The organism is Massilia sp. MS-15, from assembly GCF_020176695.1.
Lineage (GTDB): Bacteria > Pseudomonadota > Gammaproteobacteria > Burkholderiales > Burkholderiaceae_D > Telluria > Telluria hydrophila.
Window position 1 is genome coordinate 21266 of sequence record NZ_JAIWIA010000013.1, and the last position, 26625, is coordinate 47890.

Sequence of the window (26625 nt, forward strand, 5' to 3'; positions counted from 1 at the left end):
TTCTACTCTCTTTCCGTCTCGGCGGGCAGCACCAGGTCCACCCGGAATCGATCGTCCATGCGTGCCCAGTGCACGCTGGCTTCCCTGCCATAGGCCGCCGCCAGGCGCTGGCGTACGTTGACCAGCCCGATGCCTCTTCCGGCGGGAGCTGCGCCCTCTTCCGGATCGGCGTCGTTCTCGACACGGATCCGCAGCAGCGAACCGGCGCGCTCGGCGCAGACACGGATGCTGCCGCCCTCCAGCCGCTGGCCGATGCCGTGCTTGACCGCGTTTTCCACCAGCGGCTGCAGGATCATCGGCGGCAGCAGGCAGCTGCCTGCGCCCTCCCCCACCTGCTGCTCGAAGGCCAGGCGCGGACCGAAGCGCACCTGTTCGATCTCGACGAAGCACCCGAGCAGTGCGAGTTCCTCCTCCAGGCTGACCTTGCGGTGCGCCTCCAGTCCCAGCGTCTGGCGGAAGAATCCGGCCAGTTGCAGCGTCATGTCGCGCGCCCCGCCGGCATCGATCGCGGTCAGCGCGCTGATCGAGTTCAGGCTGTTGAACAGGAAGTGCGGATCGACCTGGGTGCGCAGCATGCGCAGTTCCGCATCCTGCGCCAGCAGGCGCGATTCCAGCTCGCGCGTCTCGGCGCGGCGCGTGCGCTCGAATTCCAGTACCAGGTAGTGCGCCACCGCAGTCATCCAGTACAGCAGCATGCCGATACCCAGCATGATGACGGCGAAGGGCCGCGTGATCACCAGCGCCGCGCCCTGCGGCAGGACCAGGGCGCACAGCGCGGCCCAGGCGCTGCCGGCCGCGCACCACAGCAGCGCCGCGCCCAGGCCGCCGCAGAAGAACACAGACAGCACCGCCCACAACGAGCGCTGGGCCAGCGGATAGGCACGGCACAGGTAGTAGGCCGAGAAGCCGCAGGCACAGGCATAGAACAGCGCCAACGGGAGCGCGAACAGGAGGGCGGCCACCGGTCCGGGGCCGGCGCCGGCGACAATCAGGCCTGCCAGCAGAAGGCCCAGCAGCAGCCAGGCCAGCAGGTAGAGTGCGACGCCGCGACGCGTCCAGGAGCCACCGCTCACCGCGTCCCCGCCATCAGTTGCGCACCTCGACGCCACCCATGATCGCGTAGCCACGGACGATCAGGCGCTTGCTGTTGTCGGGCGGCGCGATGGTCTTTTCCTCGAAGCCGCCCATGATCGGCGTGCCATTCAGGATCACGGTCCAGTCGGGCGGCACCTTCAGGGTCACGCCGCCCCAGAAGGCGAACACGTTCAGCACCGCCTCGCCCTGGATCGAGGATGCACGCAGGTCGAGCGAGCAGCCGCCCATGAAGGCGGTGACTTCGCCGCCGCGGAAGTCCGGGGTGAACACGCGCCGCTCGAAGCCGCCCAGGATCGCCGTGATATCCACCACGCCCTCGTCCCCCAGGTCGTTCTCGCCCTTGACGCCGTCGATCATGATGCGGCGCCGTCCGGTACGCGCAGTGTACAGCGTGTAGGCGCCGAAGCCGATGAAGAACAGCGGCCACATGGTATGCACGTTGAAATCGATGATGTCCATCCGGTCCAGGGTCAGCAGGATCCCGAGCGCCACCAGACCGCCTCCCAGCAGCTGGCCGCCGCGCGACTGCGTGTCGTACAGCTTGACGATGCCGGCGATGACGAACACGGCGGGCCAGAAGCCCAGGACGCGGCGCGTCTCGATGATGTCGAGGTTCCCGAGCAGGAACAGCACCCCCAGCACGATCACGGACAGGCCGAGCACCACTTGCGCGGTCACGCCGCGCGACTTGAGATTATCCTTCATGCTTGTGCTCCGGGCGATGTGCGCCGGAAGGCGGCGCGAGACGCCGTTCCAGCAACGGCTGGCACAGCAGCTTGACGCCCCAGGCCAGCAGGAACAGCGGCCAGCTGTTACGGAAGTTCAGGCCGAACAGGTGCGTGAAGCAGGCGAACAGCCACAGGCCGATGAAGATGGTCCACAGGCCGTTGCCGAATTCGCGCACGGCTGGAGAGCCGATCGCCTGGTTGATCCCCACGATCACCAGCAGCAGCGGGGTGTAGCGCCAGTAGGCGCCGGCATCGATGTAGTCGAGCCGGTCGAGCAGGATGACCGTGCCGATCACGATCATCAGGATTCCCCAGACCGCCTGCTTGCGCGAGCGGTATGCGTCTTCATCGGTGTGCATTGCGCGACTCCTCATGTGTCGTTGGAATGGACACACGATACCGGAGCGCCGGGGAGCGTGAAAGCGCCTTTCGGCGAACGGCGGCGCAGCGCCGGTGAATGGCGAAGAAGTCGGCGGACGGCGATGGCGAAAAAAAGCCCGCTCGAAGGGCGGGCCGTTTGGGCTGAGTTGACGGCCTCGACAGGCAGGCTTCAGGCCTGGGCGGACAGTTCCATCTGCGGGCGGCCCTTGACCTGGTTGCGGTACTTGGCACGGGCCTCGGCCATCTTGACGGCTTCGCGCGCGATGTTGGTGCGGCGGATCTCGAGCCGCTCCTTCTTGCCGCGGTGTTGTGCTTCGTGTTTGTTGCCGATACTCTTGGTCATGAAGGTCTCCTCGTTGACACCGTCTGCACGGTGAGGTTCCGCGCCGTCCTGGCGCAGGGATCAGGGATGAATCAGGAACGGCTGCTGCCCATCTTGAGATCGGACGGCATCAGCATGCCCCATCCCAGCTGGCGGCGGATTTCTTCCGGCGTCGGCGGGGGCGCGCTGTCGCGCGCACGGCGCTCAAGGTATTCGCGTACCAGGTGCTTGGGTGGCTGCTTGATCTCGGACATGGTGGCCTCCGCTCCCGTTTGGCCGGCGCAACGCGCCAGCCGGAGTTGGTGCCGGTCCTCGAGGCGACCGGCTAACCTGTCAAGCTGTTGGTACCGTGCGTTTGCCGCACAGGTGCCTCACTTGGACGACTCCATGGTAGCGCTGCGGCGCGCTGAGCACCGTTAGCTGCCGCACACTTTTCGATAGGCCCTCTCCTACAGAAGCGCGAGCCGGGATGGAAAGCCGTGGCGGCTGCATGAAAAAAGGGGAGCCGAAGCTCCCCTGGTCTGGACTACACCAGCGCTCAGAACTTGTAGCGCAGGTTCAGGAAGTACTGGCGGCCGCTGACATCCAGCTTCTGCTGCTCCTGTTCGCTGTAGCGATACTGGGCGCGCTTGGCGTTGGTCAGGTTGGTCGCGCTGAAGGCCAGCTCGATGTTCTGCGTGATGTAGTAGTTCAGGTTGAACGCGAGCGTGGTCACGCCATCGGCATAGGTCGGCGCCGTCGGCATCAGGACGCCGTTGATGGTCGACAGGCCCTGGCTGTTGGCGGTCGGCGAAGGCGCGGTGCTGCTGTTGACGTAGTCGCCGCGGTAGTTCGCCACCAGGCGCGTCGACAGCTTGTCGTCCTCGTAGTACAGGCCCAGGTTGCCGGCCCATTCGGACGCCCCCACCATCGGACGGCCGTCGTCGACCTTGGTCTTGGCGCGGCTGACGTTCGAGGTGAAGCCGAAATTGGTCTTGCCGAACGGCTGTTCGTACGACAGCTCGATGCCGCTGATCTTCGCGCCCTGCTGCGAGGCGGTGTTGATGGCGAAGGTCTTGACCTGGTTGTCGCGCGGGTCGGTCAGTTCGACCGTCGATCCGGCGGTGGCGCCAGTCTTCGGATAACCTTTCAGGCGCGAATGGAACACGCTCACCGTCACCGCCGAACGCGGGGCGAAGTACCAGCCCCACGACAGGTCGAGGTTATCCGCGGTCATCGGCTCCAGGTCAGGGTTCGGGCCGGTCACGCGGCAGCCATTGGCGTCGCAGGTCGGCGTGCCGAAGCCGCTGCCAAGGATGTTGTAGTTCTGGCGACCGATGGTGCGGCTGGCGCCGAAGCGGCCGATCATGTCCTTGGTGATTTCGTAGCGCAGGTTCACGCTCGGCAGCCAGTTGTCGAAGTCGCGGTCGGTCGGAGTCTTGTAGTACATCGTGCCCGACGACGGGTTGAACGGCACGCCGTCGTAGTAGGCAACGGCGTCGCCCGCGGTGGTGATGGTGCCCGGGAAGGCGGCGCAGGTCACGGCAGGCTTGCCCGGCTCGACCCGCAGGCACGCGGTGCGCGGCGCCACCGGCGTCACGATGTTGGCCTTGACATTGGTGCGCACGAAGCGCAGGCCGACGTTGCCGGACCAGCGTTCGCCTTCCAGGTTGGCCATCAGGTAGCCGGCGCTCTGGCGCTCGCGCATGTCGATCTCGGAACTGACGCGGCGCTCCCATTCCGGACTGGTGACCTTGGTATTGGCCGCGATGTAGGCCTTGGTCGCTTCGCGGGTATAGGTGAAGCCGCTGTTGTCCCAGAAGCCGCCGCCCAGGCCGTCGCCGAAGTCGCCCGGATACGGCGCCCAGCCGGTGGTCGGGGTGATCGCACTCGGGGTCAGGGCGCCCGTGGTGCCGTCGATCAGGCCGGCGCGGAAGGCCGGGCCCCGGCGGCCGCTGGTGCGCTTGTGCTCCGCGATGCGCACGCCGCTCTCCAGCGACTGCAGCACGCCACGCCCGAGCTTGTACTCGGCGTCGAACTGGGCGCTCCACTCCTTGTCTTCGGTGCGGATGCCGGAGGCGGCGCGGTCCACGATGCGGTAGCCGCTGCCGTCCGCATTCAGGCCCGGCTGGTTGCTGCCGGCGCCCTGGTACTTGACGTAAGGCGCATCGTGCAGGCCGCCCAGCGCGTACGAGATGCCGGTGCCGTAGCGGGCCAGGGTCAGACCCTGGTCGAGATCGGTCCTGCCGACGCCGCGGCTGGCCGACAGCAGGGTTTTCACGGTGAGGTCGTCGTTGACACGGTATTTCGCATCCAGGTCGAGGAAGGAACTGGTGGCGTTGGCGCCGTCGCGGAAGAAGCCTTCCGAGTTGCCGACGTATTGCGGCGGGGTCCCGTCCGGGAACACGATGTCGGCGGCCTTCAGCACCTTCAGCTGGTGGCCATAGACGGTGGTCTCGTTGACGATCACCGGGTTGCGAATCTGGGCGTAGACGCGCTGGCCGTCGACACCCGCGGTATTGATCGCGGCGGCACCGGTGTTGCCAAGCGGGTGGTTCTTACCCAGCAGCATGGAGTAGATCGCGCTCGAGGTCAGGCGGCCGTGGTTGTCCGCGTCCAGCGAGGAATGGAAGCCGGTGAGATTGACGTCAAGCTGGTTGTTCGGCTTGTACTGCAGCGCGATCATGCCGCCCTTGCGGTCGCGCACCGATTCCACGAACTCCGAGCTCATCGAACCCGGCAGGCGCACGCCATTCAGGTCCGAGGCCTTGTAGCCGGTACCGGCCAGGGAGGCATCGGTAATGCCGAGCATGGTCGTGGTATTGATCACGTCCCAGCCGCTGCTGGTGCCGTAGGCGAAGCGCGACACCGAGTCGCGCCGCACGAAGCGCTTTTCCGAGAACAGCGAGGCGATCACGCCGAAGGTATTGGCTTCGTTCTTCCACGTGACCGAACCATTCATGTCCGGCGCGTACTTGTCGGCCAGTTCGACATAGCTGCCGCCGACGCTGATCACGCCCGACACGCGTTCCTTCTGCGACAGCGGCTTGCGGGTGGTGACGTTGATGGTGCCGGCCAGGCCGCCGTCGACGATGTTGGCCTGCGAGGTCTTGTACACGATGGCCTGGTTCAGCACATGCGACGGCATCAAGGAAAGGCTGGTCGAGCGCGAGCTCGAGCCCTGGTCGGCCACGTACCAGTCGGCGCTGGAGACCGCATGTCCATTGAAGATGATCAGCGACATGTCCGGGTTGGTGCCGCGCATCGAGACCTTCTCGGCCTCGTCGTAGTCGGTGCGCACGGCCACGCCGGCAAGGCGCTGCAGCGAATCGGCCAGGTTCTTGTCCGGCATCTTGCCGACGTCCTCGGCCGTGATGACCTCGACGTTGGCGGTCGCGTCACGCTTGACGGCCAGCGACTTGGCCATCGAGGCCCGGATGCCGGTCACCTCGACGGTCTGCATCGGGACGGGCTGGGCGTCCTGGGCAATGGCTGGCACGGTGGCCAGGCTCCAGACCGCCAACGATACCGCCGCGGCGAGCGGCTTTTGTTTGAACATGGGTTTCTCCTGGTTTGTCGCTGCGATGTGAATCAATTGGAATAGGAATGAGCGGGACGCGGACGCCGCCATGCCGGGAGTATTGATGAAGTCAACATTGCTGAATAATCACTTGTTTTCGAGCCTATATAACTTCGAGGAATGCATGTTCCGCCCTGCCGGGATAGTTATGGTGAATCAACGAAATTTCATTGGTCCGGCTCGTCCGGCGATGCTAGGGTCGAGGCGTTGACCACGCCAGCGAGCCATTGCCTGCCATGCCCTATTCCCTGCCATTCACCCTGCGCTTCAGCGGCCTGCTGCTCGCTGGCGCCTGCCTCGTTGGCTGTGCCAGTACCGTCCCCGGCACGCCTGCCGCCGCACTTCCCGAGACACCGCTCGCTGCCGTGCTGCAGAAGCAGATCTATCAGATGAGCCCGCAGGAAGCAGGCCGCTATATCGCCCACATGCATGCTAGCGAGCCCGACCTGCGCAAGCGTATCGCGGCCATTGGCCGCAAGAACCTGGGCCAGCCTTATTCGCTGCACCTGCTGGGCGAGTTTCCCTACGAGATACACGACATGCTACCGCTGTTCAGCTTGAAGGAAAGCGACTGTGTTGTATTCGTGGAACATACTTATGCGATGGCCTTGTCGCAGTCGTGGGAGGAATTCTTCTGGATGCTGCAGCGCATCCGCTACCGAGACGGCGTGATCGGCGTCGCCACCCGTAACCACTACACGGAGATGGACTGGAACGTGGCCAACCGCTGGTTGGTAACCGATGTCAGCGCCGAACTGGCCGGCCCCGGTGGGCCGTCGTATGCGATGACAGTGGACCGCGCACGCTTCCTGCGGACGCGCCACAACACGGTGCGCGAGCTCCCGGTCGAGAGCAGCCGCCAGCCCTACGTCGCGAAGGAAGGCGTGGCGGCGGTCGCCGGTCGCCTGCAGGAAGGCGATTTCGTCAACGTCATCTCGACCCGCAACGGCGAATACTGGGCCTCGCACGTGGGCCTGGTGGTGCTTGGCCCGGATGGCGAACGGCGCCTGCTCCACTCGCAGGCGCCCCTGGTACGCGAGGAAAGCTTCGACGCCTTCATCGCGCGCGCCGCCGAACGGGAAGCGCGCAATGCGCGCGACGGCAAGCCTGGTCAGGTCCTGGCCGGATTCAAGTTCCTGCGACTCAATGAACAAATCGTGGTGCCGCCCATGGCGCCGCAGCCACGGCCGGGACGTCCAGCCTACTGATCCCCACTGCCGGCATCGGCCGGCAGCCATGTTCCCAGGCGTGACACAGCGTACGCCGGGCACCTCCTCCTCCCCCGCGCTGGCCGGCACTCGCCGGTCACCATTCTCGTTTTTCGCCAATCAATTATTGGTAGAAAAAGATTTTCAAATCAATTTCTTCTCAGTATCCCCATACTCCATTTTTCGCTTTTCAAAATGATTCAATTCCGGCCGTTGAGTCAGGTCAAGCGCATCTGGAAGTGCGCGCCAGATAATAAATTCAATAAATCCCATCGATTCCAAATGCATTTTCTTTTGCATTAATCCGTTTATGCATTTAACGGGCGCCTTTCCATTACTAAGTAATTTCACTTCATTTCAATTCCAGACAGCAGCGGATGCCATGCCAAACTTCCGACCCGGCCGTTCCGGCCAGCTGTGCGCACGAATGGTCTCGATGAGCCGCATCAGCAAGATCACCTTGATGGTTGTCTGCGATTTGCTGGCATTGCCTGCCTGCTTCCTGATCGCGATGATCCTGCGGGGCGGCGACCTGCAGCTGGCAAGGAGTTTCGGGCCCGCCTCCTATGCATTGGTCACGGTCGTCACGATCGCCGCATTTTCGGTATCCGACCTATATCGGGCGGTGATCCGTTTTATCGACCAGCGCCTGCTGAGTTTTACCGGCGCGGCGCTCGCATTCGCCATATTGTGCGTGTATATCGTATTAATGGTAATGAACGAACCGCGCTTTCCCCGCAGCGCACTGGCCATTTACTGGTTTGTCGTGTTTTCCTATGTCGTCATTTCCCGCATCGGTCTGCGTAACCTGCTGCGGGCACAGGCGGGACGACGCACCGCCAGCTCCGACGCCGTTGCGGTCTATGGTGCCGGAGACGCCGGCGCCCGCCTGGTGCAGGCGATGCGCCACAGCGATGAATACCGCCCGGTATGCTTCTTCGACGACAAGCGCGCCCTGAATGAACGCACCATCGCAGGCCTGCGCGTATTCGACACCATGCGCCTGGCCGACGTGGTCAAGTCCCAGGGCATTCGCAGCATCGTCATCGCCCTGCCTACCGCCCCGCCGGAGCGACTGCGCGACATCATGCAGCGCCTTGGCCAGGCCGGCGTCGCGGTCAAGATCCTGAGCCGCCTGGTCGACCTGCACGACGACCGTCCGCCGGGCCGCGGTTCGATCCGCGAACTCAGGTTCGAAGACCTGCTCGGGCGCCCACCCGTGCCGCCCAGGCTCGACCTGTTCGCACGCTGCGTGCGCGGCAAGAATGTGCTCGTGACCGGTGCCGGCGGCTCGATCGGCAGTGAGCTTTGCCGCCAGATCGTTACCCTGAGTCCCCAGCAGCTGCATCTGCTCGACCACTCGGAGTACGCCCTCTACACCGTGCGCCAGGAACTGTGCGCGCGCTTTCCAGGCCTGGCAATCCACGCCCACCTCGGGTCGGTGTGCAACGGCGACCTGGTTGAACGCATCCTTCGCGAAGGAACGATCAAGACGGTTTACCACGCGGCCGCCTACAAGCACGTGCCACTGGTGGAAACGAATATCGTCGAGGGATTACGCAACAACGTGCTGGGAGCCCAGGTCGTCGCCAGCGCCGCCGCCCGCCACCAGGTCGAAACCTGTGTACTGATTTCGAGCGACAAGGCGGTGCGGCCGACCAATATCATGGGCGCCAGCAAGCGCATCGCCGAGCTGATCTTCCAGGCGGCATCCGTGCGTCATGGCGCCCAGACCACCTTCTGCATGGTCCGCTTTGGCAATGTCCTCGGCTCTTCCGGATCGGTGATTCCGCTGTTCCAGCGCCAGATCGCCCGTGGCGGTCCATTGACGATCACGCATCCGGAAGTGTCGCGCTACTTCATGCTGATCGCTGAAGCGGCCCAGCTCGTTATACAGGCGGGTGCCATGGCCAAGGGCGGTGACGTGTTCGTCCTCGACATGGGGGAGCCGGTCAGGATCGTCGATCTTGCCCGCACCATGATCGCCATGTCGGGCTTAACGGAACGCACGCCCCAGAACCCCCGGGGCGACATCGAGATCCAGTTCGTCGGCTTGTTCCCTGGCGAGAAATTGCATGAGGAACTGCTCACCGAGGGCACCGTGTTTCCGAGCGAGCATCCACGCATCATGCGGATGAAGGAAAGCGCATTGCGTCCCAGCGTGCTGGAGACCTGCATCACCTGCCTGATGATGGCCTGCGAAACCCACGAGCGCGGAACGATCGAATCGATGGTCAAGGCCATCGTCGCCGAGTACGTACCGACTTCGCCGATCGCGCCGCCGGATATCGTGGTGGAGGCCCCGGCGCCCAGTCTGATCAAGAAGTTCGTGCCCTTCCGTATCTAGGCCCTATCCCCATAGTTACTCACCGACGAGGAAACACATGCGCGACGCAAACACCTCCCCTCATCTGGTCCGGCTGCTGGCGAACTTGCAGGACCGACGTGCCATCATCGGCATTGTCGGCCTCGGCTACGTGGGCCTGCCACTGACCCTCTGCTATGCGACGCAGGGTTTCAAGGTGCTTGGCATCGAGATCGATACCGACAAGGTCGAGTGCCTGAATCGGGGGGAAAGTTATATCCGTCATATCGAGCCCAAGGCGATTTGCGCAGCGCGCGAACAAGGCTTCGAAGCCACCGCCGATTTCACCCGCGCGGGCGAGGCGGATGCCCTGATCATCTGCGTCCCGACCCCGCTGAACGCATTCCGCGAGCCCGACCTGTCCTATGTGCTCGGTACCGTGAATGCCTTGCTGCCCTACGTGCGGGAGGGCCAGGTCGTGTCGCTGGAAAGCACGACCTACCCCGGCACCACCGAGGAAGAGCTGCGCCCACGGCTCGAGTCGCGCGGTTTCACCATTGGTAGCGACCTGTTCCTCGTGTTCTCTCCCGAGCGCGAAGATCCGGGAAATCCCCGGTTCCGCACAGGCGACATTCCCAAGGTCTGTGGCGGCTGCACGCCATCCTGCCTGGAAGCTGGCGTGGCGCTGTACCAGGCAGCCGTGGAGCGGGTCGTGCCGGTGAGCTCGACCCGCGCCGCCGAGCTCACCAAACTGCTCGAGAACATCCATCGGGCCGTGAACATCGGCCTGGTCAACGAGATGAAGATCATTGCCGACCGCATGGACCTCGACATCCACGAGGTCATCCGCGCGGCCGCTACCAAGCCTTTCGGTTTCACGCCCTACTATCCGGGCCCGGGCCTGGGCGGACATTGCATCCCGATCGACCCTTTCTACCTCACCTGGAAAGCGCGAGAGTACGGCGTGCATACACGCTTCATCGAACTGGCCGGCGAGATCAACAGCGACATGCCCAACTGGGTGGTCGGCAAGGTAGCCGACGCCCTGAACGAGCGCGGCCGCTCGATCATGGGCAGCCGGGTCCTGGTGCTCGGCATCGCCTACAAGCAGGACGTCGAGGACATGCGCGAGTCGCCCTCGGTGGTCATGATGGAGATCCTGCGCCGCAAGGGTGCCAGTGTCGACTATTCCGACCCGCACGTACCCCGCTTCCCGCGCATGCGCGAACACCGCTTCGAGCTCAGCAGTGTGCCCTTGGACCCGAACACGATCGCCTCCTACGACCTGCTGCTGCTGGCCACCGCGCACAGCGCCTTCGACTACGAACTCATCCGCCAGTACGCGAATCTGATCGTCGACACGCGCGGCGTCTATGCCGAACGCCTGCCGAACGTGGTCAAGGCTTGAGCCCGGTTGCTACGCATGAACGCCCCAACCCTCCCGGAGAACATGATGCGCTCCTATCCCGCTGCCATCGTCGACCGCAAGATCCGATTCGCCCTCGTCGGCTGCGGCCGCATCGCCAGCAACCACATGAACGCCATTCGCACACACGGCGCCCGCAGCGAACTGGTCGGCGTGTGCGACGTCGACCCGCGCGCGCTGGAAGTAGCCGCTGCGGAAACCGGTGCGCGCGCCTGGCGGCGCCTGGACCGCATGCTGTCCGAATGCGAAGCCGATGCCTTCGTGCTCTGTACCCCGTCAGGACTGCACCCACAGCAGGCCATCCAGGTGGCGGGCGCCGGGCGTCACGTCGTTACGGAAAAACCGATGGCCACGCGCTGGGAGGACGGCAAGGCGATGGTCGCTGCGGCAGACGCCGCCGGCGTACATCTGTTCGTGGTCAAGCAGAACCGCCGCAACGCAACCTTGCAACTACTCAAGCGTGCGGTCGAGAAAAAGCGCTTCGGACGCATCTACATGGTGAACCTGAATGTGTTCTGGACCCGTCCCGACGCCTATTACAACAGCGCCCGCTGGCGCGGCACCTGGGAATTCGATGGCGGCGCCTTCATGAATCAGGCCAGCCACTACGTCGACCTGATCGACTGGATCGTCGGACCGGTGGAGAGCCTGCAAGCCTATACCGCCACACTGGCACGCGACATCGAGGTCGAGGATACCGGTGTAATCAGCCTGCGCTGGCGCAACGGCGCACTCGGGTCGATGAACGTCACGATGCTGACCTACCCGCACAACATGGAGGGTTCGATCACCATCCTTGGCGAACATGGCACTGTGCGCATCGGCGGCGTCGCCGTCAACGAGGTACAGCAATGGGAATTCGCCACGCCGGATCCGGACGACGAGCGTGTCCGGGAAGCGAGTTACCAGACCAGCTCAGTATACGGCTTCGGCCACCCGCTCTACTACGACAATGTGATCAAGGTCTTGCGCGGCGAAGCCGAACCCGAGACCGATGGGCGCGAGGGCTTGAAGTCGCTCGAGGTGCTGGTCGCCGCCTACCGCTCGGCGCGCGACGGCAAGCGCGTCGCCCTGCCGCTGGAGTACTGAACATGGCCATTGTCATCCACTCCAGCGCCATTATCGACCACGGCGCAGCACTCGGCGACGGTACCCGGGTCTGGCATTTCGCTCACGTGTGCGCCGGCGCCCGCATCGGCAAGGACTGCTCGCTGGGCCAGAACGTCTATGTCGGCAACGATGTGTTACTGGGCAACCAGGTCAAGGTCCAGAACAACGTCTCGATCTATGACGCCGTCACCATCGAGGACCAGGTCTTCTGCGGCCCCAGCATGGTATTTACCAACGTCTACAATCCGCGCGCCGCGGTGATGCGCAAGCACGAGTACCGGCGCACCCTGGTGCGGCGCGGTGCCACCATCGGCGCCAACGCGACCATCGTGTGTGGCGTGACGGTGGGTGAATATGCCTTTGTCGCTGCCGGCGCCGTTGTCAACCGGGATGTTCCTGCCTTTGCCCTGGTAGCCGGGGTACCGGCACGCCAGATCGGATGGATGAGCCGCTTCGGCGACAGGCTCGACCTTCCCTGGCCTGTTACTGACCCCGGTGCGCAAGCGCGCTGTCCGCACACCGGTGACCTGTACGTGCTGCACGAGGGCAGCTGCCATCTCGAACGTGCTGCCCCCTGACCTGACGAGAAAGCTCATGGAATTCATCGACCTCAAGTCTCAATACCTTGCCTCCCGAGAGCTGATCAATGCACGCATCCAGGCCGTGCTCGACCACGGGCAGTACATCATGGGCCCCGAAGTAGCCGAACTCGAAGGGCGGCTTGCCGCGTTTACCGGCGCGCGCCACTGCATCACGGTGTCTTCCGGTACCGAAGCCCTGTTGATCGCCCTCTTGGCACTCGGTATCAAACCCGGCGACGAAGTCATCACGACGCCATTCTCGTTCATCGCCACCGCCGAAGCGATCGTGCTGGCCGGAGCCACCCCCGTGTTTGTGGACGTCGACGCCGCCACCTGCAACCTCGACCACCGCCTGATCGCAGCCAGTATCACGCCACGCACCCGGGCCATCATCCCGGTATCGCTGTACGGTCAGCCGGCGGACATGGATGAAATCAATGTCATCGCCGGACGTGCCGGCCTGGCCGTGATCGAGGATGCGGCGCAGAGCTTCGGTGCCACGTATCGCGGCAGCAGGAGCTGCAACCTGTCGCGCATCGGCTGTACCAGCTTCTTTCCCAGCAAGCCGCTTGGCTGCTATGGCGATGGCGGCGCCCTGTTCACCAGCGACGACGGGCTCGCCGCAGCCATGCGCGAGATCCGCGTGCATGGCCAGTCGCGCCGCTACGTGCACACCCGGATCGGGGTGGGCGGACGCATGGACACCCTGCAATGTGCGGTGGTACTGGCCAAGCTGGAGCGCTTCGAGTGGGAAATCGAACAGCGTCAGCGTGCCGCAGCCTGCTACGACGCCCTGTTCAGCGCCTCGCTTGGCGAGCGCTTTGACCCGGTCGCCTGCCTGCCGGATCGCACCAGCGTCTATGCCCAGTACACGCTGCGGGTAGCGCAGCGCCAACGTGTACAGGATGCCCTGCACGCGGCCGGCATTCCGACCGCGGTCCACTACCCGGTGCCGATCGACCGCCAGCCCGCCTATGCGCATTGGGCCAGCACCGGGGGTTGCCCGGTGGCCGCCAGCCTCGCCCAGGAAGTACTCAGCCTACCAATGGGTCCCTATCTCGACCGTCCTGCGGCGAATCGCGTGGCAATGGCCCTGGCGGAAGCGCTGGCGCCTTCGCTGGACGGAGCGAGGGCGGCCTGAACCGACATCATGATGCGGCACATGATTCAGCGCCTGCGCCGATACCTGAAACAGCGACTGGGCCATGCAGCTCCGTTCTGGCGTAACGTCGCGACGGTGCTGGGTGGCGCGGTCGGCGCCCAGGCCCTGCCGCTTCTGGCGGCCCCCCTCCTGACCCGGCTGTGCACCCCGGACGAGCTGGGGGCATATAGCGTCTGGCTCGGCATCATCGCCATCGCCGCAATCGGCGCCACCCTGCGCATGGAAGCCGCGATGATCCTCGACCATGAGCCGGAACGGCAGCGTGCTTGCTTCCGGGTCGTGTTCTACAGTACCAGCGTTACGGCAGTGGGGCTGACCCTGCTTGCCCTGGCCACGCGCCTGGCCGGCCTCGAAGCCACCGCCCGGCTCTCCTGGACCGCCCTGCTGACGATGGGCACCGGCGCCTGGCTCACAGGCTGCATGCAAACCACGCTCGCCTTTGCGACCTCGCATAACGCCTTCGGCAAAGCGGCGCGCGCCAAAGTCGCCACTGCCGCCGTCATCGTCGTATCGCAGCTTGCGCTGCTGTACGCCGGCCTGGGCGGAATCGGCCTGGTGCTCGGACACCTGATCGGCACGGCAGTCGGCTACGCTACCGCGCGCCAGCTGTTGTGCCCTCCGCGCGTGCGGATCGGCTGGCGCCTCGACAACGAACAGCGAGAATATCTCTGGCGGCACCAGAAATTCTGGCGCTACTCCCTGCCATCCAACCTGCTCAACGGCGCGGTCAGCCAGCTTCCCCTGTTCCTGATCGGCATGCGCCATGGGGCCATGGCTGCGGGCCTGTATGCCCTCACCCAGCGGGTGCTGTCGGCACCGATATCACTGCTTGCCGCCTCCGTGCTGGAAGTGTTCAAGCGCGAGTCCGTACGCGAGTTCGAAGAGCGCGGGAACTGCGCACGGGCCTACCGACACACCTTCAAGGCGCTGACCTTGCTCGGCGCCGGGCCGGCGCTCGTGCTGCTGCTGTTCGCTCCCTTCCTGTTTTCCCTGATATTCGGCGAAAGCTGGCGTTCCTCTGGGGAGCTGGCGCGCCTGATGGCGCCGCTGTTCCTGTTGAATTTCATCGCCAGTCCGCTGAGCTACGTATTCTTCGTTGCCGGACGCCAGAAAGCCGATCTGTGGTGGCAAGTGATCCTGTTCTTCATGACCCTGGCAGCCTTCCTGACGCCGGGCGGCATCGCCCGGAACGTGCTGCTGTATACCGCTGGATATTCCATTCTCTACCTAGTCTACCTGCACATGTCCTGGCAATGTTCACGTAATGTGGTGGCGCCGGCATGAGCACGTCGTCCACAGGCACGGTCGCAATATGCGGAAGGGAGCGGCGCGACCAGCTGGTCTTGGTCGCCTGCTTCTTCACGCTTTTTCCGGGTTTTTTCTTCTATCACACCATGCTTGGCACTGGCATGACTGGCGCATTCCTGGGCGGCTATTTCGCACCGTCCGCACTCGCCTTTGCCGCTCCGGTGTGCCTGATCTACCTGGCGCGGCTGCGGCGCGATCCGCGCCGGCTGACGATGGTCGACCTACACTATGGCCTGTTCTTCATCTACTTCCTGATCGTCACGACAGTCAACGGCGCCGCTGGCGCCAACCGGACGATCGTGACCAACCACATACTCGCCGTGCTGTTCATGGTGCTGGTCTACATCCAGTTCAGCTTCATCGAATTCGACAGCCGCCGCTTCCGCGTCATCGGCCTGCTCAGCCTGGGCACAATGTCCGCGATCACCTTTTCCAACTCCGTCGATGGCGTGTTCTACCTGGGAGCGCTGGGCATCGCCAAGGATGCCGAAGCGCTTGCCACATACCAGGGATTTTCCCGCTCCTACCTGTTTACCTATCTGGCAGTCGTCACTTTCACCCGCAGCTTGTCCTTGCGCCTGGTTTTACACATGCTTGGCGCCGCTACGCTGTTTCTCAATACGGCGCGCAGCGAGTTCGCGGCGCTGATGTTCACGATTCCCCTGGTCGAGTTCTACTATTCGCGCTACAAGCTGTTCTTCCTGCTCGCTGCCGCCATGCTGGCGGCCCTGCTTGGCTTGTATTTCGACCAGATCCTGGCATCCCTACCCTCCAACCGGATCCTGGAACTGCTTGACCTGCCGCACTCCACCTCGGCCAACAAGCGTCACCAGCTGACCGTGCATGCCTTGCAAACCATCGCCGCTCATCCAATCTTCGGCGACTATGCCAGCTACACGCCGGGCTACTACGCGCATAACGCGCTCTCGGCCTGGGTCGATCTTGGGCTGTTCGGCATGGTTTACCTGACTGCACTGGCGATCGTACCGATCGCACCGATGTTCTTTCACGAGTATTTTGCGGCGCGCGCCCGTGGTCTGTTCATGTGCGCTTTCGCCTTCGCCTGTGTCACCGTCCTGCTCTTGCTGACGTCCCACTATTTCACCGACATGCTGCTCAGCGCCACGCTCGGCGCATGCGCGCGTTACACCTATGAGAGAAAACATGGCCCGCATCGTGCACCTGAGCTCCGCCCATCCCCGCTCCGATACGCGGATCTTCGTGAAGCAGTGCCGCAGTCTCGCCAGCCAGGGCCATGAGGTATCGCTGGTGGTCGCGGATGGGCTGGGTGATGCTTACGTCGACGGCATCCCGATCACGGACGTGGGCCGCTCCCGTGGGCGGCGCGAACGCATGCTGCGCAGCACCTGGCGCGTCGGGCGCGCGGCAATGGCGCTGGACGCCGACGTCTATCAGCTGCACGATCCCGAACTGCTTCCGGTCGGGCTGCGCCTGCGTTTCGCGGGGAGGAAAGTAGTGTTCGATGCCCATGAAGACGTTCCAACCCAGCTGCTCGACAAGCCCTACCTGTCCCCATTCGGCGCGCGCCTGCTTGCCGCCAGCTACGGTCTGCTGGAAAAGGCGGCCCTGAGACGCTTCGACGGTGTACTGGCGGCGACAGCGCTGATCCGGGACCGCCTGTCACGAATTCATCCCCGCACGATCGAAGTGAATAACTTTCCCTGCACTGAAGAATTTTGCGTGGCGTCGGACACTGGCCCGCGCGAGCACTTCTGCTACGTTGGCAGCATCTCGGCAATCAGGGGGGTGCGCGAACTGGTCAAGGCATGCGCCCTGCTGCGCGCGCCTGCGCGGCTGTCGCTGGCGGGCAGCTTCGCCGAGCCCGAGCTTGAGGCCGAGGTCGCGCGCTACCCCGGCTGGAACCGAGTCGACGCGCTCGGCCATCTCGACCGCCAAGGCGTTGCGGCAGTCATGTCGGGCGCCTTCGCCGGTCTGGTCACGCTGCTGCCGACCGCCAGCTACCGCGATGCACTGCCGGTCAAGATGTTCGAGTACATGGCCGCAGGCATTCCTGTCATCGCCTCCGATTTCCCTCTCTGGCGCAACATCGTCGAAGGCAATCGCTGCGGCTTGTGTGTGGATCCGCATGATCCAGCGGCCATCGCGGCCGCCATCGACTTCCTGGCCGACAAGCCAGCGCTGGCCCGGGAAATGGGTGCAAGAGGCCGCCGTGCCGTCCTCGAACGCTACAACTGGGAAAACGAAGCTGGCAAGCTGGCTGCCTTTTATACCGACCTATTGGCTCCGCGAACATTTCCAGAACATCCCGGCGATAAGGACAGTTTTATTACGCATTCAATTCGCTGATCGATCGAACTGAAAAAGCGCGACTTACGTTACTTCAAATGGCGCCGGGACCACAAATCGTATTGTATGCCCACTAGGAATTCACGAGACCACCATGTTCTTGCAACATTACAATACATTTCTCGAGGCAATTAGATTGCCGCGTGCGCAGCTCGCATTTTCTCAAAAGATCGATCCTGTCGATATAAAGGCCACATATCGCATTTATACAAAGCCGCATCCGCGCTACAAAATCATCAGGCATAAAACCATTGGCGCTGCCTTGATCGACCTCTCGCAGTTTCCCGACCGCGATGCCTATCTGGCGTATATCAGGGGTAAAAACCAGGGCGCCTACCACGCGAAACGGGCGAGAAATCGAGGTTATATCGTACGCAGTATCGATCGCAATGATCATATCGACGAAATACACGAAATTAATACCAGTCTCGACATGCGACAGGGTCGGCCAATGGATGGCAAATACCTTGTCAAGCAGGCGGAATTCAAGAATCTACAACATTTCCGCTATTGGGGCGTTATCAGTCCCGAGGAAAAACTCGTGGCTTATGCAAGCCTTGGCGTTTATGGAAATTTCGCTTCCTTTTCTCACCTGATGGGAGTGAGGAATAACGACGGCATCATGCACCTGCTGCTGAGCGAAGCGGTTTGCCAGCTCATCGACGCTGCCCAGGTCCGCTACGTGATGTACGACACGTTTTTCGGGGCCCAGCCCGGGCTCCGGCACTTCAAGACGATCCTGGGCTTTCGCCCCTATCGTGCCACCTACACGCTGCAATGACTATCATGTTCAACCGTGTCTATGCCGATTACCTGATGCCGAGCCGCCTCGGCGAGTACGAATCCCTGCTGCACGCCGCTACCGCGGCAGGCTACACCCAGCTTTCGGTACGCGATTTTTTTCGCCGGCTACGTCGCGGCCAGCAGCCCGGTTCCCCGTCTGCCGAACGTCTCTTCGTGCACCGGCACGACATCGACAGCGACCTGCGTACGGCCAAGAAAATGTTCGCCATCGAATCTCGCCACGGCGTGCGTGCCAGCTATTACTTCCGCCTCTGCACGCTGGATTATGGCTTCATGCGTGAAATAGAAGCGGCGGGCAGCGAAGCCAGCTACCACTACGAGGAAGTCGCGGATTTCGCCAAGCGGCACCACCTGCGCAGTGCTGAAGCAGTACGCCAGCACTTCCCCGAGATTCGCGAACTGTTCGTCCGCAACCTTGGCCAGATCGTCGATCGCCTCGGCTTCCCCATCGCCACCGTGGCCAGCCACGGCGACTTCGTCAACCGGCGCCTCAAGGTAATCAACCATGAGCTGCTGCGCGACGAGGCCCTGCGCCGGCGCTGCGGCATCGAGTGCGAATCCTACGACGCCGAGCTGCTGCGCTGCTTCGATGTCTACATCAGCGACCGCAAATACCCGGTGTACTACCATCCGATCACACCGTTCGATGCGCTCGGCAAGCACCAGCACATCTGCCTGCTGACCCACCCGGTGCAATGGGAAACCAACTGGCTCGAGAATTCGCGCTGCAACCTGCGCCGCCTGGTCGAAGAAATGGCATGGCGCGTGCCCGCTGGACGGCGTGCATGAACATCCTCCTGATTAACCATTACGCCGGCTCGATCCATCACGGCATGGAATACCGGCCCTATTACCTTGCGCGCGAGTGGGTCCGGTCCGGCCACCGGGTGCGCATCCTCGCCGCCAGCGAAGCGCATGTGCGTGCCCGCGCACCGGAGATGGAAGGCCGGAACCAGCGTGACGAAAACATCGACGGCATCGACTACCGCTGGTACGCAACGCCCCCTTACCGCGGCAATGGACCGGGCCGGGTACGCAACATGGCGGCCTTCGTCTGGCGCCTGTGGCGCGAGGCTGTGCGCATCGCGCACGAGGCGCGGCCGCATGTTGTCATCGCGTCGAGCACCTATCCGCTCGATATCTGGCCAGCCCATCGCATTGCACGCCTTGCTGGAGCGCGGCTGCTGCACGAAGTGCATGACCTATGGCCACTTTCGCCGATCGAGCTCGGCGGGTTCTCACGCCGCCACCCCTTTATCCGGCTACTGCAGGCAGCCGAAGACTATGCCTGCCGCCGCGCCGATGGCATCGTATCCATCCTGCCCAAGGTCCGCGAGCACCTGGAAGCGCGCGGCATGGCGCCGCACAAGCTGCACGTGATCCCGAACGGGGCCGATCCGGCCGAATGGCTGGCCGCGCCGACTGCCCTGCCGGAAGCGCTCGACGGCCTGCTCGCCGGGTTGTGCACACAGGGGCGTACCGTAGTCGGCTATGCCGGCAGCCATGGCCTGGCGAATGCACTTGACACCCTGCTCGATGCCGCTAGCCTCATGAAGGACCGCATGCTCGCCTTTGTGCTGGTGGGGGATGGACCCGAGAAGGCCAGGCTGGAGCGGCGTGCGCGCCAATTGCGGCTCGACCACCTGTATTTCATGCCCGCGATTCCCAAGTCCCAGATTCCCGCCCTGATGGCCAGGCTCGACATTGCCTACCTGGGCTGGCAGCGCCAGCCGCTTTACCGATTCGGCATCGCCCCGAACAAGCTGATTGACTACATGATGGGTGGCTGTCCGGTCCTGCATGCAGTGGAGGCGGGTAACGATCCGGTGCGTGAAGCCGGGTGCGGCCTGACTGTCGCGCCCGAAGACCCGCAAGCAGTCGCCCGCGCGCTGGCCAGTCTGCTGGCCATGCCGCGCCTAGAACGGCGGGCGCTGGGGGAGCGCGGGCGCAGCTATGCGCTCGCCCATCTGACCTATCCGGTGCTTGGACAACGCTTCCTGAGCACTTTCACACAGGAGGTTTCTCATGGATGAACAGGCTGCCGCGCACGCCAACGCACCTGGATTCGGTTCCAGCTCGTCAGGTTTCCTTCCCTTTGCGCTGCCCGATATCGGCGACGAAGAAATTCGCGCCGTCGAGGCCTGCCTGCGTTCCGGCTGGGTGACCACGGGGCCAGTAACACGCCGTTTCGAACAGGCCTTCCGGGACTACCTCGCCGCGGATGTGGAAACCATTTCGGTCAATTCCGCCACGGCCGGCCTGCACCTTGCACTCGAGTGCATCGGCATTGGTCCCGGCGACGAAGTCATCGTGCCCACCATGACCTTCACGGCCACGGCCGAAGTGGTGCGTTACCTCGGCGCTCGGCCCGTCTTCGTGGATGTCGACCCTGTCACGCTGAACATCGCGCCCGCGGCAGTGGCGGCGGCCATCACGCCACGCACGCGCGCGGTCATGCCGGTCCACTACGCGGGCCTGGCATGCGACATGGATGCCATCCTGGCGCTGGCCGCGCGCCACCGGCTGCGTGTCATCGACGATGCGGCCCATGCCTTCCCGACCCGGCTCGACGGCGAACTGGTCGGCACACTGGACAGCGACATCACGGTCTTCAGCTTCTATGCCAACAAGACCATGACCACCGGCGAAGGTGGCATGGTCGTGACCCGTGATCGGGAATTGGCCAAGCGGATCCGCTGCATGCGCCTGCACGGCATCAGCCAGGACGCGTTCGACCGCTACACCTCGCGTGTGCCAGCCTGGTTCTACGAAGTGATTGCCGCTGGATTCAAGTACAACCTCACCGACATCGCCGCATCGATCGGCATCGAACAACTGCGCAAGATCGACCGTTTCCAGCAGCGCCGCAGCCGCATGGCCGAGCGCTACGACGAGGGCCTGGCAGGCCTGCCACTGCGCCTGCCCGCCCATCCGGCGCCGGGCAGCACCCATGCCTGGCACTTGTACGTGGTGCGCCTGCTTGACGGTGCCGCCATCGGACGCGACAAACTGATCCAGGATCTGGCCGAGCGTGGCATTGGCACCAGCGTGCACTTCATCCCGCTGCATCGCCAGCCCTACTGGCGCGACAGCTTTGGCCTGAGCCCGGAGGTCTTCCCGGTGGCCGAAGCCAGCTTCGCCTCCATGCTCACGCTACCGCTGTACACCCGCATGCGCGACGCTGACCAGGACCGCGTGATCGCCGAACTACGTGCACTGCTGTCATGAGCAAGCGTGTTTTCGACCTGCTGGGCGCGCTTGCGGGACTGCTCCTGCTGGCACCGGTACTGCTCCTGGTCGCGCTCTGGATCCGGCTCGACTCCTCCGGCCCGGTACTGTACCGTCAGCAACGCGTCGGGCGTCAAGGGGAACTATTCACGATCTACAAGTTCCGCACCATGCGGCACAACGCCGGCGACGGGTCCCAGCTCACCGTCGGTGCCGACCCACGCGTGACTCGTGCCGGACGCTTCCTGCGCTACTACAAGCTGGACGAATTGCCCCAGTTGTGGAACGTCGTCCAGGGCAGCATGAGCCTGGTGGGACCACGTCCCGAAGTGCCGCGCTATGTCGACCGCTATCCACCTGAACAGCGGCGCCTCGTGCTGTCGGTTGCACCCGGCATTACCGACTGGGCGGCGATCCGCTACAAGGATGAAAACGCAATCCTGGCGCGGTCCGCCGATCCCGAGCGCGCCTACGTCGACACCGTGCTGCCCGCCAAGCTCGAGTATTACGTGCGCTACGTGCACGAACGGAGCTTCTGGGGCGACATGCGCATCCTGGCCCATACACTCGCGGCACTGATACGTTGACTGGCGAACCTGGCGATGCAACTGATCCACCTTGGCGATCTCGAGTTGACCGCGCCCCTTGCGGCGGCGGCTGGCGCCTGGCTGCTGGGTGCCAGGGAATGGCGGGCAGTAGCGGCCTGGACTGTCCTGTACGCCGGCGCGATTTTCCTGGTTGGCGCCAGCAAGATCGCCTATCTGGCCTGGGGCGCTATGCTCGATCCGATCGCGTTCAAGGCCTTCAGTGGCCACGCCGCCGGTGTCACGGCGGTCTACCCGGTACTCGGCTACCTGCTCTGCCGCCCGATGGGGCGTGGCGCCGCATTTGCGGCTGCCTGCACGGGCCTGACGCTGGGTCTGGTCCTGGCCGCGGTGCTGGTCGGTCGCGCCGAACATACGGCCGCGGAAGCAGTGGCAGGCTGGATGCTGGGAGCCTGCGCCAGCATCGGCACCGTGTACCTGCTTGAGCCGCGTGGCATCGTACCCGGGCCAGCTTCCGCCGCTTGCGCGGTGGCGGTATTCGTTGCATCTGCCCACCTGATGCAATCAGCGCATGTGGGTTACTGGATGGTGAAGCTTGCGCTGGCCTTGTCCGGCAATGCCCAGCCATATTCGTGGGACACATGCTAGCTTTTTCGACCAATGGAGAACACCATGGTTTCCTTTCCTTCAGTACATTGGCAAGCCCGAGCGCCCTTGGGCGAGAACCCTGCGCAATCGCTCCTGATCTCCGCGCTACGTGGCCTCGCAGCCCTGCAGGTTGTGGCTTCGCACCTGCGCGCCGAGATCTATCCCGGCTTGCGTACCCTAGAAGATCCGACCCTGGCCTACAAGGGACTGGCCTTTCTCACGGGTTTCGCACACCAGGCCGTGGTCGTGTTTTTCCTGATCAGTGGCTGGCTGGTGGGCGGCAGCCTGATGAATCGTTTCGGCAAGCCACACGCCCTTGCGCATTATGCAATCGACCGCATTACCCGGCTATGGACGGTGCTGGTGCCGACCTTGCTGCTGACATTGGCTGTTGGCCTGCTCATTGGAACCGCGGCTTCCGGTCCGATTGACTTCGATCCGCGCAACGAGTTTTCGGCCGTCTCGTTTGCGGGCAACCTGTTCGGGCTGCAGACAGTCAGCGTGCCTGACTTCGGCGGCAATTATCCCCTGTGGAGCCTGGCGCACGAAACCTGGTATTACATCCAGTTTCCCTTGCTGCTGCTGGTGATCGCCGGTGGCGGCGTGCTGCGCCGGGCCGCGGCCACTGCAGCACTGGTCCTGCTGCTGGCGACCTTGCGCGACATGATTTCGCTCTACTTCACCCTATGGTTGCTAGGTGCTGCGTTTTCACGCATCCGCATCGATTGCGGCAAGCTGCTGCAGGCCACGCTGCTGCTGCTGACTTTGGGCCTGTTCGTGTTCTATCGGCTAAGCGGCAACAACGACGACCTCGTGCCAGGTTCCTTCGTGCAGGACATACTCTGCAGCCTCCCCTTCCTGGCCCTGCTTGCCACGTTCCAGCGGCCGATCGACACTGCATCAATTATCTATGTCCGCAGCAACCGCGTTGCAGTGTTCTTCTCGGAATTCTCATTTTCGCTCTACGTCATCCACATCCCTGTGATCGAGCTGATCCGCTATCTTGGACGCCGATACCTCGGCCGCGACAGGCTCGATCCACATGCGGCAATCGACTTCGTTTGGTATTTCGCGATACTTGCTGCCATTGTCATGCTCGCCTATCTGTTCTACCTGATGTTCGAGCGCCATACGACCCGTATCCGCAACATCCTGAAAAGGTGGATGCTGGCGCCACGCACCAAGCCGGTGCAGGCTATTCTGTCGCCTGACTAGGCACGGACGTTCCTGGATTGGCCGCAGCCGGCCGCTGTGCCGACAGCTGCGGCCTCTGCTTTTCCACTAGCCTTTTTTCTGGAATGTGCCGCAAGCGGCTTTGTCTGTTCGAGGCAGGCAGCGACGATACGGGGGCCTAACTCAAGGGGCGGTTTGACAGCACCGGAACCTGGAGTCATCCTACTCGGTGCGCCCTGCCCGGCCCGCCGCAAAGCCGGGACGCGCAACATGCCGATACGCACCCACCGGCGCCGGGTCTGGCGCATAGCTGGCTGGCCAGCAAAGCATTTGCAGCCAGTGCACAAGGTGCGCCGAGCTGGAATGAAATGAATGACGTGTACCGGGTGGCGTGTGTCGAGATGGCTTACACCAGGGTCTCAGGCGACATAGGCCAGTTGGGGTTCTCCACCGTATTGGGAGCGGTAGTCGCCGAGGCGCAGCGCCATATCGTTAAACAGAACACCGCGCGGCGATATTCCTGCGTGGTTCAAGCGCTTGATCGATTCGTTGATCTGCCCTTCGGTCGTGACGCCAGAGCGCGTGACCAGGAATACGGCACCGGCGTGAGCACCGATGATCAGGGAATCCGCCACTGCCAGCAGCGGTGGCGGGTCGATCAGTACCAGGTCGTACAAGGGGCTGACGATGTCGATCAGATTCCCGAAATTCAGGTGCAGGAGAAATTCCGCCCGGTTGGTCGGCAGGTCGCCAGTCGGGATGAAGTCGAGCCGTTCCAGCACGTCCCGATGGACGACTTCCTCGAGGGAGGCGCCGCCGGCGATGGCACGGGAAAGCCCCTTGCCGCGTTCAACGCCGAAGTAGCGGTGCAGGTGGCCATTGCGCATGTCGGCATCGATGAGCAGTACGCGCTTACCGCTGGCGGCCGCTACCGCGGCGAAATTCGCCGCAATGAAGGATTTCCCAAGGGCGCGGGTGGGCCCCACCATCATCACGACATTGTTTTTGAAATGGGGCATGGAGAACTGCAACGCTGCACGGAAGCTGCGCAGGCTTTCCACGGCCGGATCTTCCGGCAGGATCTGGGCCAGCAAAGGCAGCACGCCGCCGGGTCTGGATTTGCGCATCAGCTTGTCCTGGTTGCTGCTGTGCGGGATCGACGCATAGACCACACGCGCGCGCAACATGCGCTCGATCTTCTGGGGATCGTCGATACCCCCACGCATGGCCTTGCGGGTAAACGCGATCAGTGTGCCCAGGAACAGGCCGGTCACGACCGCCATCGCAACGATCAGCGGTCTGTTTGGCTTGATCGGTTTCTCGGGTGCGATCGGGGCGTCCACCAGCCGCACATTGCTGACCCGGCCGACGGAGATGAGACGCAGCTGTTGCGCGGTATTGGACAGTGCCGTGTACAGGTCGGTATTCACCTTGATATCGCGGGTCAGGCGCGCTTCGTCCTGTTCCATGACCGGCAAGGTGCGGATGCGGCCGGCGATCGCCTCAATTTCAGCCTCCACTTCCCTGCGCTGCTGGTTCACCGCCATGACCAAGGGATGGTCTTCCGTAAAGCGCGCCAGCAGTTCGGTTTTCTTCTGAACCAGCTCCATGCGCCGGCTGCGCGCCGCCGCGGCCTGCACGAGGCTCATGCGGGCCTCCTCGCGCAGGTCGACGGTGCCGTGCGCATTGCGGAACTGGTTGTACCGGTCTTCCGACTGTTCCAGTTGCCGCTTGAGGATGGGAAGCTGCTGGTTCAGGAAGGCAAGCGACTTCTCGGCCTCCTCGGTCTTGCGCGCCAGGTTCTGGCGCATGTATTCGCGTCCGATCTCGCTCAGCAGGTCGTTGATGCGCGTCGCGCTCTCTCCCTGCAGCCTGACTTCGATGACGCCCGACTGCTTGCCCTGTTCGGTGATGACCATCGAGCGCTGGATGGCCTGGATGGTGCCAAGACGCGACTTGCGCTTGATGCGGAAGCGCGCGCCGGGATTGGCGTGCAGGCGGTCGACCTTGATTTCGAGCAGACCGTCCGGCAGCGGTACGCGGTAGCGCTGGCCGACGGTGCCGTCGAAAGCCAGGCGCTGCCCGCCTCCAGAAAACCGGTAGCGGTTGCCTGCACGGGCGGTCAGCACGAATTCGCGGTTGAGCCAGGATTCGGGCACCTCGAAGACCGACACGTCGGCCTTTTCGCCGCCCCATACATAGCCGCCATAGCCGAGCAGGCCGGGGCTGGACAGTTCGCCGGCATTCTGGCTGGCGAACCAGAAGCCCGCCACCGGAAAGTACTTTGGCTGGACTTCGATATACAGCTGCAGGTTGTCGACCGCGCGCGACACGACCATGCGCGAACGCAGTAGTTCCATTTCGGCGATCGCCGCCTTCTTGGTTTCGAACAGGGAGGAAGCTTCGCTGAGGATGTTCTTCGAGGCGTTCGGACTTTCCTCTTCCACGTGGATCATGAGGTTGGCTTCATAGACGGGCTTAGCCAGCAACGCATACAGCACCGCCACCGCCGTGATGAAAGCCGTGATGCTGCCGATCAGCCAGCGGCTGTCGTACAGGATATTGAAATAGCCTTTCAGGTCGACAGTAGGTTCTTCGGGCAAGGGCTCGGGCGGGCGCGGATCGAAGGGGACCGACAGCACCGGAGGACTGTGCGGCACATGGGTCAACGGAAGGGCATCGGCAGGATTGCTCATGGTGGCGGGCCTCGCGCA

23 protein-coding genes are annotated in these 26625 nt (G+C 63.5%); 16 read left to right on the plus strand and 7 right to left on the minus strand.

What is annotated here, in order from left to right:
- Positions 1 to 2 precede the first annotated feature (2 nt).
- From LCI23_RS06510 to LCI23_RS06535, 6 genes are all read right to left on the minus strand, one after another.
- Positions 3 to 1073: a histidine kinase gene (locus tag LCI23_RS06510; RefSeq protein WP_224945537.1), complete on the minus strand. Its 1071-nt coding sequence runs from the start codon at positions 1071 to 1073 to the stop codon at positions 3 to 5.
- Between the two features lie 13 nt (positions 1074 to 1086).
- Complete coding sequence (locus tag LCI23_RS06515; protein WP_224945539.1) at positions 1087 to 1800, minus strand: LiaI-LiaF-like domain-containing protein; 714 nt, start codon at positions 1798 to 1800, stop codon at positions 1087 to 1089.
- On the minus strand, positions 1790 to 2182 hold the full coding sequence (locus LCI23_RS06520) for a LiaI-LiaF-like domain-containing protein (protein ID WP_224945541.1): 393 nt from the start codon (positions 2180 to 2182) through the stop codon (positions 1790 to 1792). The genes LCI23_RS06515 and LCI23_RS06520 overlap by 11 nt, the downstream gene beginning before the upstream one ends.
- A gap of 191 nt (positions 2183 to 2373) precedes the next feature.
- A complete protein-coding gene (locus LCI23_RS06525; RefSeq protein ID WP_224945543.1) occupies positions 2374 to 2547 on the minus strand; it encodes a hypothetical protein in 174 nt (57 codons plus the stop codon).
- 71 nt (positions 2548 to 2618) lie between these two features.
- On the minus strand, positions 2619 to 2780 hold the full coding sequence (locus LCI23_RS06530; protein WP_224945545.1) for a hypothetical protein: 162 nt from the start codon (positions 2778 to 2780) through the stop codon (positions 2619 to 2621).
- Between the two features lie 284 nt (positions 2781 to 3064).
- Positions 3065 to 6064 carry a TonB-dependent receptor gene (locus LCI23_RS06535; protein WP_224945549.1) on the minus strand — a complete coding sequence of 1000 codons (3000 nt, stop codon included), beginning with the start codon at positions 6062 to 6064 and terminating at the stop codon, positions 3065 to 3067.
- 257 nt (positions 6065 to 6321) lie between these two features.
- Between LCI23_RS06535 and LCI23_RS06540 the strand changes: the two genes are divergently transcribed.
- From LCI23_RS06540 to LCI23_RS06615, 16 genes are all read left to right on the plus strand, one after another.
- A complete protein-coding gene (locus LCI23_RS06540) occupies positions 6322 to 7293 on the plus strand; it encodes an N-acetylmuramoyl-L-alanine amidase-like domain-containing protein (protein WP_224945550.1) in 972 nt (323 codons plus the stop codon).
- A gap of 436 nt (positions 7294 to 7729) precedes the next feature.
- Positions 7730 to 9640, plus strand: coding sequence for a nucleoside-diphosphate sugar epimerase/dehydratase (locus tag LCI23_RS06545; protein ID WP_224945552.1), 1911 nt, complete (start codon positions 7730 to 7732; stop codon positions 9638 to 9640).
- Positions 9641 to 9677: 37 nt separating this feature from the next.
- Positions 9678 to 11006: a nucleotide sugar dehydrogenase gene (locus LCI23_RS06550; RefSeq protein ID WP_224945559.1), complete on the plus strand. Its 1329-nt coding sequence runs from the start codon at positions 9678 to 9680 to the stop codon at positions 11004 to 11006.
- A gap of 45 nt (positions 11007 to 11051) precedes the next feature.
- The gene (locus LCI23_RS06555; RefSeq protein WP_224945830.1) at positions 11052 to 12113 is read left to right on the plus strand and encodes a Gfo/Idh/MocA family protein; all 1062 of its coding nucleotides are present in this window, start codon (positions 11052 to 11054) and stop codon (positions 12111 to 12113) included.
- Between the two features lie 2 nt (positions 12114 to 12115).
- Positions 12116 to 12712 (plus strand): acyltransferase, encoded by a 597-nt coding sequence (locus LCI23_RS06560; protein WP_224945560.1) that lies wholly within the window; start codon positions 12116 to 12118, stop codon positions 12710 to 12712.
- A 16-nt stretch (positions 12713 to 12728) separates the two neighbouring features.
- The gene (locus LCI23_RS06565; RefSeq protein WP_224945561.1) at positions 12729 to 13856 is read left to right on the plus strand and encodes a DegT/DnrJ/EryC1/StrS aminotransferase family protein; all 1128 of its coding nucleotides are present in this window, start codon (positions 12729 to 12731) and stop codon (positions 13854 to 13856) included.
- Positions 13857 to 13877: 21 nt separating this feature from the next.
- Positions 13878 to 15161 (plus strand): oligosaccharide flippase family protein, encoded by a 1284-nt coding sequence (locus tag LCI23_RS06570; protein ID WP_224945565.1) that lies wholly within the window; start codon positions 13878 to 13880, stop codon positions 15159 to 15161.
- Entirely contained in the window at positions 15158 to 16444 is a 1287-nt protein-coding gene (locus tag LCI23_RS06575) for a hypothetical protein (RefSeq protein ID WP_224945568.1), read from the plus strand. Before LCI23_RS06570 ends, LCI23_RS06575 begins: the two co-directional genes overlap by 4 nt.
- The gene (locus LCI23_RS06580) at positions 16350 to 17513 is read left to right on the plus strand and encodes a glycosyltransferase family 4 protein (protein ID WP_224945570.1); all 1164 of its coding nucleotides are present in this window, start codon (positions 16350 to 16352) and stop codon (positions 17511 to 17513) included. Before LCI23_RS06575 ends, LCI23_RS06580 begins: the two co-directional genes overlap by 95 nt.
- Positions 17514 to 17607: 94 nt before the next feature.
- Positions 17608 to 18294, plus strand: a complete 687-nt coding sequence (locus LCI23_RS06585) for a hypothetical protein (RefSeq protein WP_224945572.1) — start codon at positions 17608 to 17610, stop codon at positions 18292 to 18294.
- A 5-nt stretch (positions 18295 to 18299) separates the two neighbouring features.
- A complete protein-coding gene (locus LCI23_RS06590; protein ID WP_224945574.1) occupies positions 18300 to 19106 on the plus strand; it encodes a hypothetical protein in 807 nt (268 codons plus the stop codon).
- The gene (locus LCI23_RS06595; RefSeq protein ID WP_224945577.1) at positions 19103 to 20350 is read left to right on the plus strand and encodes a glycosyltransferase family 4 protein; all 1248 of its coding nucleotides are present in this window, start codon (positions 19103 to 19105) and stop codon (positions 20348 to 20350) included. Before LCI23_RS06590 ends, LCI23_RS06595 begins: the two co-directional genes overlap by 4 nt.
- The gene (locus tag LCI23_RS06600) at positions 20343 to 21545 is read left to right on the plus strand and encodes a DegT/DnrJ/EryC1/StrS aminotransferase family protein (protein WP_224945579.1); all 1203 of its coding nucleotides are present in this window, start codon (positions 20343 to 20345) and stop codon (positions 21543 to 21545) included. Before LCI23_RS06595 ends, LCI23_RS06600 begins: the two co-directional genes overlap by 8 nt.
- Entirely contained in the window at positions 21542 to 22132 is a 591-nt protein-coding gene (locus LCI23_RS06605) for a sugar transferase (RefSeq protein ID WP_224945581.1), read from the plus strand. Before LCI23_RS06600 ends, LCI23_RS06605 begins: the two co-directional genes overlap by 4 nt.
- 15 nt (positions 22133 to 22147) lie before the next feature.
- Positions 22148 to 22738 carry a hypothetical protein gene (locus tag LCI23_RS06610; protein ID WP_224945583.1) on the plus strand — a complete coding sequence of 197 codons (591 nt, stop codon included), beginning with the start codon at positions 22148 to 22150 and terminating at the stop codon, positions 22736 to 22738.
- A gap of 24 nt (positions 22739 to 22762) precedes the next feature.
- Complete coding sequence (locus LCI23_RS06615; RefSeq protein WP_224945586.1) at positions 22763 to 23953, plus strand: acyltransferase; 1191 nt, start codon at positions 22763 to 22765, stop codon at positions 23951 to 23953.
- A 377-nt stretch (positions 23954 to 24330) separates the two neighbouring features.
- On the opposite strand, the gene LCI23_RS06620 is transcribed toward LCI23_RS06615, so the two are convergent.
- Positions 24331 to 26607, minus strand: a complete 2277-nt coding sequence (locus LCI23_RS06620) for a polysaccharide biosynthesis tyrosine autokinase (protein WP_224945591.1) — start codon at positions 26605 to 26607, stop codon at positions 24331 to 24333.
- Positions 26608 to 26625 lie beyond the last annotated feature (18 nt).